This window comes from Silvanigrella aquatica, assembly GCF_001907975.1.
GTDB lineage: Bacteria > Bdellovibrionota_B > Oligoflexia > Silvanigrellales > Silvanigrellaceae > Silvanigrella > Silvanigrella aquatica.
On sequence record NZ_CP017834.1, the window covers coordinates 1771229 to 1783468 of the forward strand.

The 12240-nt window shown below is 33.8% G+C and carries 10 protein-coding genes; 4 read left to right on the forward strand and 6 right to left on the reverse strand.

What is annotated here, in order from left to right:
- Window positions 1-26: 26 nt before the first annotated feature.
- Complete coding sequence (locus AXG55_RS07385; RefSeq protein WP_148697485.1) at window positions 27-830, forward strand: helix-turn-helix transcriptional regulator; 804 nt, start codon at window positions 27-29, stop codon at window positions 828-830.
- Here the strand turns inward: AXG55_RS07385 and AXG55_RS07390 are convergent.
- The 3 genes from AXG55_RS07390 to AXG55_RS07400 all read right to left on the reverse strand — a co-directional run bounded on the left by AXG55_RS07390 (window position 813) and on the right by AXG55_RS07400 (window position 4830).
- A complete protein-coding gene (locus AXG55_RS07390) occupies window positions 813-1271 on the reverse strand; it encodes a ferritin family protein (protein ID WP_233231063.1) in 459 nt (152 codons plus the stop codon). The two genes, AXG55_RS07385 and AXG55_RS07390, sit on opposite strands and share 18 nt — an antisense overlap.
- Window positions 1272-1390: 119 nt before the next feature.
- Window positions 1391-3493 carry an elongation factor G gene (gene fusA / locus AXG55_RS07395; protein ID WP_148697487.1) on the reverse strand — a complete coding sequence of 701 codons (2103 nt, stop codon included), beginning with the start codon at window positions 3491-3493 and terminating at the stop codon, window positions 1391-1393.
- A gap of 131 nt (window positions 3494-3624) precedes the next feature.
- The gene (locus AXG55_RS07400; RefSeq protein WP_148697488.1) at window positions 3625-4830 is read right to left on the reverse strand and encodes a D-alanine--D-alanine ligase family protein; all 1206 of its coding nucleotides are present in this window, start codon (window positions 4828-4830) and stop codon (window positions 3625-3627) included.
- 222 nt (window positions 4831-5052) lie between these two features.
- Here AXG55_RS07400 and recA point away from each other — a divergent pair, with 222 nt between their 5' ends.
- The 3 genes from recA (at window position 5053) to AXG55_RS07415 (ending at window position 8844) form a co-directional block, all read left to right on the forward strand.
- Complete coding sequence (gene recA, locus AXG55_RS07405) at window positions 5053-6198, forward strand: recombinase RecA (RefSeq protein ID WP_148697489.1); 1146 nt, start codon at window positions 5053-5055, stop codon at window positions 6196-6198.
- Window positions 6199-6297: 99 nt separating this feature from the next.
- On the forward strand, window positions 6298-6990 hold the full coding sequence (locus AXG55_RS07410) for a substrate-binding periplasmic protein (protein ID WP_148697490.1): 693 nt from the start codon (window positions 6298-6300) through the stop codon (window positions 6988-6990).
- 552 nt (window positions 6991-7542) lie between these two features.
- Window positions 7543-8844, forward strand: a complete 1302-nt coding sequence (locus AXG55_RS07415) for a POTRA domain-containing protein (RefSeq protein ID WP_233231065.1) — start codon at window positions 7543-7545, stop codon at window positions 8842-8844.
- Window positions 8845-8848: 4 nt separating this feature from the next.
- Here the strand turns inward: AXG55_RS07415 and AXG55_RS07420 are convergent, their stop codons facing one another.
- From AXG55_RS07420 to AXG55_RS07430, 3 genes are all read right to left on the reverse strand, one after another.
- Complete coding sequence (locus AXG55_RS07420) at window positions 8849-10318, reverse strand: methyl-accepting chemotaxis protein (RefSeq protein ID WP_148697492.1); 1470 nt, start codon at window positions 10316-10318, stop codon at window positions 8849-8851.
- Window positions 10319-10520: 202 nt separating this feature from the next.
- Window positions 10521-11273: a substrate-binding periplasmic protein gene (locus AXG55_RS07425; RefSeq protein WP_148697493.1), complete on the reverse strand. Its 753-nt coding sequence runs from the start codon at window positions 11271-11273 to the stop codon at window positions 10521-10523.
- Between the two features lie 106 nt (window positions 11274-11379).
- On the reverse strand, window positions 11380-12144 hold the full coding sequence (locus AXG55_RS07430; protein WP_148697494.1) for a substrate-binding periplasmic protein: 765 nt from the start codon (window positions 12142-12144) through the stop codon (window positions 11380-11382).
- Window positions 12145-12240 lie beyond the last annotated feature (96 nt).

The window sequence follows — 12240 nt, forward strand, 5'->3', positions numbered from 1 at the left end:
AATGCAACCTTTGGAGATTATTAAAAATGTCTGATAGTATTAATACCTATGAATGCTCTGATAAAAAAATGAATTTTCAAGAATTCATAAATTCTGAAGAAGTGATCGAGAGTTTCACCATTAGTGCCGAAGAAGCAGCTCAAATTCTTGGTGTAAACCGTTCTCGCTTGTCGCAATTGACAAGCAAAGGGGTATTTCCATTTGAACGAAGAAAAATAGAAACGCGCAATCGTCTTTTTTATAAGCTAAGCGATTTATTGAACCATCAAAGATCTCAAATTCAGGGCTCTTACCTAAGTCATCAGGATAAATTTGAAAATTTCAAAATGGATGAAAAATCAAAAAACTTTAATAACCCTGATGAAAATAAAATAATTTATCAAGAATTATCAAATCATATAATTCCAGAACATAAAAAAGTTATGGCCTTTAGAAAAGAAGCTTCAAGACATAAAATATTTAAATCAGCTAAAGAGCTCCAATTAAAAAGTAACCAATCAATTGAGCATAAAAAACAGAGCGAAAACATTTTATTAATTAAAGAAAAGTTAGTTAAACAGCTTGAAGAAATAACACAATTCAAACGTGACTCTATAAAAAAAGAAAATAATTTCTTAATACGTTTTAAAGAAAATGAGTATGGTATTTATAATATTCAAAATAAAATCTTATCTTTACAACTAGAAATAAAGCAAATACGGGAAATATGCCAGCAAATTTATGAAAAAAAGCAAATTGGAATTGAAAAAAGCAATGAGTCTAAAACCACAAAAGTAAATTGGAAATTGAAAAAAGCCAAATTCACTCCTAAATTAACAACGAGTCGCTAAATAAAATTGAGTCCCCATTTGACGAACAAGTTCCAATTGCTGCGCCATGAAAGTGGCATAAGAACCTTGTAATAAGGTCATTTCTTCTAAAAGGTGCCGAATTTCTATATTTTGTGTAGATATGGCCGACAATCGTACCGCTAAATCACAGCATGATTCCGCCATAATCCGATCGCTGACAAAAATCTCTTCCACAGTTTGACCAATATTGAGTTTATTTAAATTTTGTAAATCAAAATTAACTTCAGCGCGGAGCATCATCATCATCAATTTATCTGTGTGATGACAAACTAAATTGTAATGATTTAAAATTAAATTTGTGAGTTTTTCATAACCCCAAAGTTGACAAATATTTTTATGGACACGCAGTTGCTGTAAAATAGTGCCATGCGCTTGCACCAGCGCGAAAAGTCCAGTTGACATTTCACCCAAAATTTTCATGACTACTCCTTTTCCATTTTGTGTTACCTTATTTTTATAAATTAGCATAAAAAAAAGCCGTATGAGTTTTATTATTGACTCATACGGCTTTTAAATTCATTTTTGAAAAATGCAAAAACTTATTTGTTTTCAGCAGCTCTCTTTGCTTTATACTTGGCAACCATGTCTTCTTGAACGTTGCGTGGCACGGAAGCGTATTTTGCAAATTCCATAGAGAATTCGCCTTTACCTTGTGTACCAGAACGAAGATCAGTGGAGAAACCAAACATTTCTGTCAAAGGAACTTCGGCTTCAATTTGGCAGTAGCCACCGTTACCCGCAGTACCCATGATCACACCACGACGCTGGTTAATAAGACCCATCATAGTTCCTTGGAACTCTTCAGGCCCTTCAATACCAACCTTCATGATAGGTTCAAGAATAACTGGTTTTGCATTCATGTAGGATTCACGGAAACCTGTCATCGCACATGTTTTGAACGCCATTTCGTTTGAGTCAACGGGGTGGTGTAAACCGTCATTAACGATAAGTTTCACACCCACAACTTGAGCACCAATTAAAAGGCCTGTCTTCATTTGCTCTACGAAGCCTTTTTCGCATGCAGGGATAAACTGTCTTGGAATGGATCCACCAACGGTGTCGTCAGAAAATTCATAAATTTTATCGCCAGCATCAACTAAAGGTTCCATGTATCCTACGATACGCGCAAACTGACCAGAACCACCGGATTGTTTTTTATGTGTGTAGTTAATTTCAGCACGTTGTGTAAGAGCTTCGCGGAAGTTCACTTGCGGTTTACCAACAATGGTTTCGCAGTTAAATTCGCGTTTCATACGCTCAACATAAATTTCAAGGTGAAGTTCACCCATTCCGGCAATAATAGTTTCACCAGATTCTTCATCACGAGAAACGCGGAAGGTTGGGTCTTCTTTTGTAAATTTATTTAATGCTTTAGAGAAATTTGTTTGTGCCGCTTTGTCTTTAGGAGCAACAGCCAAAGAAATTACGGCATTTGGAACATACATAGAAGCCATAGTTACGTTAATTTTACCGTCTGTGAATGTATCACCAGAAGCACAATCAACACCAAATAAAGCAACGATGTCGCCCGCAGAAGCCTCTTCAATATCTTCCATTTCGTCAGAGTGGAGACGCACGATGCGTGGCACTTTTACACGTTTTTCAGAAGCCATATTTATAAGCATATCGCCTTTTCTTGCAGTCCCTTGATAAATACGCATGAACGTAAGCTGTCCATAACGTGTTTCATCGAGCTTGAACGCAAGCATAACGAGCGGAAGGTTTGGCTCAGACTTAAGTGGAACAGGCTGTTCGTTGTTGTCTTGGTCGAGAGCTTCGTTTGAAACTTCATTTGGAGCTGGTAAATAAGAGCCCACAGCATCAAGAAGAAGTTGCACACCTTTATTTTTAAATGCAGAACCGCAAAATACAGGAGTAAATTGCAAGCTAATAACTGCTTTACGCATAACTTTTGCTGCTTCTTCAGCAGAAACATATTCGTCAGCAAGAAACTTTTCAGCAAGATTATCATCGAAATCAGCAAGTGCACCAATAAGATCGGAGCGACGTGTTTTTGCTTCTTCGATCATATCAACAGGAATTTCTTCTTCACGAACATTTTCACCATTAGCGCCATCAAAGTAGAAAGCTTTCATAGTAAGGAGGTCAACAACACCTTGGAAACGGTCTTCCGCTCCAATTGCCATTTGAGCCATCCATGCGTTGTGATTTAATTTTTCACGAAGTTGTTGACAAACGCGGTAAGGGTTTGCACCCGCACGATCCATTTTGTTCACAAAAGCAATGCGAGGAACGCGGTAGCGACGCATTTGGCGGTCAACTGTAATGGACTGAGACTGAACGCCTGCCACAGAACAGAGAACAAGAATGGCGCCGTCTAATACGCGAAGAGAACGCTCCACTTCCACTGTAAAGTCAACGTGGCCAGGAGTGTCAATAAGGTTTACCCAAAGATCTTTCCACTGGCAGAATGTTGCAGCGGACTGAATTGTAATGCCTTTTTCACGCTCAAGATCCATACTATCCATTGTTGCGCCAACACCAGATTTGCCTTTTACTTCCTCAATTTTGTGGATTTTTCCAGTATAAAAGAGAATGCGTTCGGAAAGAGTAGTCTTTCCGGAGTCGATATGGGCAGAAATACCAATATTTCTTACACGGGAGAGGTCTTTGATTGTCATGATTAATCCAACTCAACATAAAAATGGTTATAACTTCAGTCCAAACCAGCGGACGGGAAACACGCTCTGTGCTATCTGATTTTTCATAGGATTTCAATAGCCATTTTTATGCTTTTGAGAGAACAAGGGGGCTAGATTGAGGCTTTAATCCCATATTGGCATTTATCCATACGTTTTTTACGCAGATAAGCACCTTCTATAGTTTCTTCAATCCATTGCGCTCCCATAACACCTTCCTGCTCCCAAAGCTTAGGAAACATGCTAATTGAGGTAAGACCGGGCAAGGTATTTATTTCATTAAATATAAATTGATTTGAATTCTTACAGTTCCAAAAGTCAATACGACAAAGTCCCGAAATCCCTGTAATTGTAGCCACTTTTCTGGCCATTTCACAAAGTTCCTTCATACGCTCTGGCGAAAGCCTTGCTGGAATGAACTGCTCTGCTTCCGAAGCACTGGCATACTTTTCCTCATAAGAGTAAAAATCCTTCGTCGCAATTTCTCCTGCTACTGTAATGCGCGGGGCGTATGCTGTCCCCAAAAAGGCACATTCCACTTCAGTACCCACCATAGGTTCTTCAACAAGAGCTTTTTGATCAAAGGAAAGGGCTTCTTTTAATAGTTTTTCGAGCTCACCCCGACTTTTGGCACGTCCCGTCCCCACGGCAGAACCTAAAGCGTTAGGCTTAATAAAACAGGGATATCCTATATTTTTTTCGATGCAGTCCAATGTATTTTGCAAATTGGTTTCAAACGCTTCAATATCAACCACTTCATACTTTGCAACACCCACCCCCGCTTCCCTTGCCAAGCGCTTTTGAAGGTCTTTATCGATTCCCACAACGCTCGAGCGAATATCGCATCCGACATAGGCTACTTCTGCCAGTTCAAAAAGTCCCTGCAAACGCCCATCCTCTCCATTTTGCCCATGAAGAACGGGAAAAAAGCAGGACGCATCCAAGTTTAAAATACGGTATTTTTCTTGGTTTGATGATGAGGAATAAGTGAAATGAGGAGAATCATTTTGAATTTCCGAGGCAATATAAGGTAACAAAAGGCTTTTTAAATTACGCTTCCCTGAAAAATTTTTAGGAACTTTTCCTGCTATTATAATAGCAAGATCTTCAACTGTAGATTCAGAAAAATCCTTTGATTTAAAAAATCCTTCTAAGCTAAAATACATTCCACTTCTATTTATTCCAACAGGAATAATTTGATATTTTTCGGGAATGTTTTTTAAAATAAAAAGAGCAGAACGCAGTGAAATTTCATGTTCACTGGATCGCCCTCCAAATAACACAGCCACTTTTTTCTCAATATTTCCAACATTCACCATCACGATTCTCCATTCAAAACAGGAATAGAATCACTCCACTTAGAAAATACACCTGCCCCACTTGAATTGAAACTGAACAAGCGTTATGAAAAGGTGAACAATACAAATGTATGGTATCCTTCCTTCCCGAAGAATCTTACATACGTCACTGGTTGCACGTTATCAAATACGCCTTTATACCTAAGCACGTGCAATTTATCTTTGCAATATAAGGAGAATCCCATGTCTGCGAATGAAACCAATGCCAATAAGTTTAAAGCACTTGAAACCCTCTTCCAATCTGTAGAAAAGCAGTTTGGCAAAGGGACTATTATGCGTCTCTCGGACGAATCTAAAATAGCTCAGGAAATACAGGTTATTCCAACAGGCTCCTTAAGCCTTGATATTGCACTCGGCGTAGGCGGTATTCCCAAAGGACGTATTGTTGAAATTTACGGAACAGAATCCAGCGGAAAGACCACACTCACACTTCATGCCATTGCTGAATGCCAGAAGAAGGGCGGTATTGCCGCCTTCATTGACGCCGAGCATGCTCTTGATGTCAGCTATGCACGCAAAATTGGGGTAAACACCTCAGATCTTTTGGTTTCACAGCCCGACAATGGCGAACAAGCACTTGAAATCGTGGACATGCTTGTCCGCAGTGGCGCTGTCGATCTCATCGTTGTGGACTCTGTTGCCGCACTCACGCCACGCGCTGAAATTGAAGGGGAAATGGGAGATAGCCATATGGGCCTTCAAGCGCGCCTGATGAGTCAAGCTCTTCGCAAACTCACAGGAAGTATTTCAAAAACCAATTGCAGTGTCGTTTTTATCAACCAAGTGCGCATGAAAATTGGAGTGGTATTTGGCAACCCCGAAACCACAACAGGCGGCCAAGCTCTCAAGTTTTATTCTTCCGTACGCCTCGAAGTGCGCCGCGCTGCCGCTATTAAAAACGGCAACGACACCACAGGACACCGTACTAAAGTCAAAGTGGTTAAAAACAAAGTGGCAGCACCTTTTAAAGAAGTTGAATTTGACATTATGTTTGGTCAAGGTATCAGCAAAGAAGGCGACGTTCTCGATATCGCTTCAGCACCTGACACAGAAATCATTCAAAAAAGCGGGACATGGTTTACATACAATGGCGAGCGCCTAGGTCAGGGACGCGAGAATGCAAAAGAATATTTGCGTGAACATCCCGAAACAATGGCAAAAATTGAAGCCGCCATCCGCGCGCGCGCCAATATCCTCAAAACAGGTTCTTCTGCCGAAAATGATGCCAGTGAAGACTCTGTTAAATCTCTTCCGGGTACTTCCCAAGCACTTCCTTCAGCAACCAAGTCGGGTCGTCGCGGAGCAGGAGCTACGGCAACTGCAGAATAAACGGTTATGGTAATCTTAATAATTACCATGTCACATTTATGACTTTCAAAGTGAAAATTATTTAAATAAAATAAATTAAAATAAATTTTGAGGTCATAAATGAGAATTTTAATAGTGATTTTAATATCCTTGATCAATTTTAAGATCCATGCACAAAGCTTTGATGAACTTCAAATATATACAGAAAATAACCCCCCCTATGTCACTCTCGATTCTAATAAAAAATTAGGGGGAGATATTGGAAATCAAGTTCTTAAAATACTTCAAAAACTAAAAATCAATCCAAATAGAGTCAATGTGTTTCCTTGGGCAAGATCCTATGTAGAGGCGGCAAAAGGCAAAAATACGATGATATTCCCACTAGTAAAAACAAAAGAACGTATGAAAATATTTCAATATCCTATTTTAGCATTTAAACAAACTTTTAATTTTTACAAACTCAAAGCAACAAAAATAAGAATAAATAGTGTAGAAGATGCCAAAAAATATTCAACATGTGTTGTAAGACACGACGCCAGACATGATTATTTACTCGGATATCATTTTAAAAACTTAGAAGAAACAACGGAACAAACAACAAATGTACAAAAATTTTTGAAACATAGATGCGATCTTATCATTGAAACAGACGAAGGAATCGCAGCAAAACTAAAAGAGCTAAAAGCCGATCCTAGCATTGTTGAGGTAGCAACAGAAGCAAAACAATTCGATGGAAATCTGTATATTGCATTTCATATCAACGCCGATCCTCACATCGTAGAAGCCTTCAAAAAAGCGGCAAAATCTAATTAATTCATGAGATTACGTGTAGCCCAAATTCACTAAGCACCTACAATAACAGAAGTATTTAAAAAAAATCATAAATAACGTTAAGTTAACAAATCCTTGTTAACTTATTGAATTTTAACTTAACGTATACAATAAAACATAATGTATAAGATACTGTATTATATATACTATTTATATAATAATATTAAATTAACAAATAACTGTTGATTTAATAAAAAATATTAATTAGAATGTAAAAACCTTTCGTGAATACACAATTATTAAGGAGTTTCATATGGTTAAATATTACATATTTCTTTTATTAGGAATCGCTATTCTTGGCTCAACAATTGCCTAACAAAAAGCCCTACAAAGTTTATTAGCTTTGTAGGGCTTTTTTTAAGCATTGAGCACTAAAAAATATGATTTAACCTTGTTACTTTTAGAACTGAAAAAACTAAATTTCCCTCACAACTCGTTTCTCTTGAAAATCTAACCCCAAAAAATTGATTAAATATAAAAAAAGTGATAAAAACATAAAATATTTATCCATTTTCAAGCATAAAGGATTTTATTTTGAAAATTATAAGGAATTTGATATTAATTATAGCGCTTATAACCTCGTTACAAAACGTTTTTGCAGAAAATTTACAAATTGGCAAAATCGAATTTTCAGATGAATTTGATATTTCTAGAGATCTCCTGCTATCCATAGCTGAACTCAAAACAGGTGAAGATTATACAGAACAAAAAATACAAAAAGCTGTTCAACATTTAAAAAACACCACGGTCTTTAATCCTGTTACAGCGGAAACCCAAAAAGATAAAGACACAAATAAAATAGATGTATTGTTTAAAATGGAGAAGAAATGGACTCTTATTCCATATATTATGGTGGGTTCAGGAGGAGGTTCTTCTTATTATGCAATTGGTTTATTTGATAGCAATTTTTTAAATAATCTTTACACAACAAATATTATATATAAAATGGAAAATAATGAACCTAATTTATCACTAACATTTATAAATAAATACACATTAAATTTACCTTTATTAACAGGAATATCAGCTCAAATAGAAAATAAAAAAGAAATATATTACAATCCCAATAATCAAATAAATGGATATTTATCTTATCAACAAAATATTTTTAATATTTATGAAAAATGGCAATTCAATGATTATTTTCAATTAGGTGGAGGAATATTATTCCAAAATTATCATAGTATAAATGCTGATCTAAATTCATCTGAATTAAGTATAAACCAGCAAAATAATATTATTGCTCCAAACAACTTTGAAACATTTGCATTGCAAATCAGATTAAGTTTAGGTGTCATTAATTATGACGATCTTGCAGAAGATGGTATTTTATTATCTTCTGTTTTAAACACTACAGCGAATTTATATCAGGGAAATAATAATGGTGACGATTTCACTGATATCAAAAATATTCTCATTGGATTTTATAAAATTGATTCTCTTAAAAATTCTTATTTTGCTTTCCGTCTTGGCAATTTAATGACAACTTCAAATAATAATTATAGGAAATATTTTATTGGAGGACTCGATATAATTAGAGGATTTAATTATAGTCAATTTTTTGGAAAATATGTTATTTTTAGCAATTCAGAATTTCGATACACAGTATGGGAAAATAATTACATTGGATTGCAATTGGTTCCCTTTTTTGATGCGGGTACTATTACAAATGATATAAACGATATATTAACTCAAAAATTGGTGAGCAGCTATGGCTTTGGTATTCGCTTACCATTAAAAAAAGTGAATAAAATTGCTATAAGATTAGATTATGCTGAAACAATATCGCCATTTCATACAAACGGATTGAGTTTTGGTTTACTTCAATTTTTTTAAAAAATTATTTTTCGACTTTATTACCAATAATAATTAGGTTCATTAATTCCATAACTCGCTTTAAATTATCGCTTTGCTTACTCAATTCATTTGCATATTCAGATAAATCTTTCATTTCAGTAAAAGTATCCAAATTTAACTTACCAGAATCGTTTACAGAAATCATAACATTATTTATAGTTTCATTTTGAGAATTTGAAGAAGTATAAATATCTTTCGTATTTTCTAATATATTTACCACCTCACTCGATATCTCTTTAAAAGAATTAGACACATTTAGAGCATTGCTTTTAATAGCATTGACACTCTCATTCATTTCTATAATCACGCTTTGAGAAACCTTTTGACTTTCGATTATTAATCCCTCAATTTCTTTCGCTGCTTTGCCACTCATCTGAGCTAAGTTGCCCACTTCTTCAGCCACCACAGAAAATCCCTTACCTAAGGCACCGGCACGAGCGGATTCAATTGATGCATTTAATGATAATAATTCTGTTTTCATTACAATTTTATTTATTACCGCTGCTTTTATTGAAATATCATCAATTATTTTTGATATGCTATTTAAATTTTCACTTGACTTTGCAATCATATCTACTGAATTCTTCATAATTGATATAATGTTATTACCTTCATGAGTCTTCTTATTTAATGTCTCAACAATAGTATTACAATCTTCAGCATTTTTCTTAGTTTTTAGGACAGATTCGATCATTTGATTCATCTGCATTTGGATTTTATCCATAGATTCTTTTTGTGAATTAGACAAATCTGAGACTTTCTTAAATGATTTAATTAGTTTTATGTTTGTCGCATAAACATCTTCCGATTCTTTTCCAATATCATAAGCAAGATGCTCAAGTGGTTTTGATATTTTTTTATTTAAAATAATAAATAATAAAATAATTATTGAAAATATACAAAATGATAAACCTAAAAATGCGCTAAAAATTAATTTCAAAATATGATAATTTAAATTTTTTAAATCAGCCTGAATGATAATAACACCATCAACTCTTGAGGATTCCTTATCAGTTATTGCGGATATATATATTCGCGAATTATTCATATTATAAACTTCAAATCCTACTAAACTTTTTAAATCTTGATTTTTAGTAAAATCAATTAGTTTTAAATCGCCCGTTAAATCGGACAAACTCCCATCTTCCTTTTTATTTACTCCAAGAAAATATACTTTTTTTTCTGAAAAAATCATCACTTTAGAAATATCACTATTAATATACAAACCTTTTATAGAATTTAATAGATTCTGCTTTTCTAAATTATATATGTTTGCAGATAAAGCAGGTTTTAATATTGTCACAGAATTAATAATTGCTTTATCAAAATCCTCTTGAAATTTTTGTTTGTTGCTAAATAGCTGATATGCGAAATACAAACTCATTGTAATAAATACAATAGGTATTGTTGCAAGAATAATTTTAGCACTCAATGATTTCAGATTAATATTCAAGATTGCCTCAAAATATAAAATTAATTATGATATTTAAACTTTAAAATTCTAAATTTAAAGTCATAACTACAGAACTTATTATCGGAGGTTTATTTGTTTTATTTATTAAAATAAGTTGTGTTTGAAGTAGAAATGGAAATTGTTTTCTATCTATTTGTTTTTATTGAGAAATTATTCTTATAATATTGGATTACTAGATTTTCTATTTTCCAGAATATTTCTTAATAATTTCTTTATATTGAGCTGTCTTTTTAAATGCATCTATAGCACTCTTTACTTTTGCGACTAAGTCAGCAGGTGTGCTCTTAGCTGTGGCAAGATAATTTTCTTCTCTATCAATTTTTTTACCAATACCAAATTTAGCAATACTCATTTTTTCAGCATTTATCACAGCAATACCACCAATGACGCCCGTATACCAGCCTGCGATTTTTCCAGCTTCCAATTTTCGCGCATTGGTCGCGTCATTAGGAACAGCCTCAATTTCCGCTTTATTTAGTCCATTTTTAGGATCAACAATAGTTCCTTCATAGGAAGAACCTGATAAAACACCAATTTTTTTTCCTTTTGCTTCAGCAAAAGAATTTATTTTCTTACTACCTTCATAGGAAATAAAAGAGGTATCTGCATCATATAACTTTGCAACCCAGGTGTAATTTGCTTCTCTTTCTTTATTACGTGTCAACGGAATAATAAATGTTTTTTTATCTGTATTGTCTTGAGTTTCCTGTTGGGATCTTTTCCAAGGAAGCCAATTCATTTTATAAGTAATATTTTTAGCTTCTAAAGCTTTTGTAATGATTTCTCCTGCAATACCACCTACTTTATTTTCTTCAATTTTATCAGTCTCTGAAGGAAAATTTTCAGTCACAATTGTGATTTCTTCTGCTTTTGCGGCAAAAGAAAAAAGTGAGCATAATATTGAAACTTTAAAAATCCACTTTACATTTTTCATAAATAAAATCCTCCTGTACGTTTTTGAAATTAATGTAAAATAGTATCATTTTTATTAATTAAATATCATTATTTTTTGTCAAAAAATTGACGCTAAATTATTAAGATTAATAATTTTTTCCATAGTATTTTTTAACTAATGCTTTAAATTCAGGTGTTTTTTTAAATTTTTCTACGGCTTTCTGGACTTTATTAGTAATTTCTTTTGAAGTTTTTTTAGAAGTAGCTAAATAATTTGCTTCTTTATCTATAGTTTTACCATGAAAAAAATGCTTTGAATTTAATTTTTCATCATGTATTATAATAGCAGCGCCCATAATACCTGTATACCAAGCATCAATAGCACCAGATTCTAATTTTTTAATAAGTAAAGAATCTTTTGGGTAGGAAATAATATTTTCTCTTTTAAATCCATTCTTAGGATCTAATATTGTTAATTCATATGAAGATGCGAGTAAAACTCCAATTTTTTTCCCTTGGGCATCAGACATATCATTTATGGGCTTATTTTTTTTCAATGTATAAAATGCAGTTTCATTATCATAAATTTTTACAACCCAATTATATTTTGATTCACGAGTTTTATTCCTTGTTAAGGGTAAAATAAAGGCGTTTTTTTCTGAATTTTCAAGTACTGCATCTTGTGCGCGTTTCCAAGGCATCCAATTAATTTTAAATTTCAATTTCGCGGCGGCAAAAGCTTTTGTGACAATTTCACCACCTAAACCACCCATTTGATCATCCGCCCATCTATCCGTCTGACCATGAAATTCTTGGGTGACTAAAGTAAAATCTTGTGCACTCACAGAATGTGAAAAAAATGATATTGATAATATAGAATATATCATTAATAATTTACGCTTAATTAACATAATGAACAATTCTCCTATAGCGCAAGAAAATTCCAATTATCAATCAATTCATTTCCTAAAAGTAGAAACCATTTAAAAAATTCTTGAATTATTAAC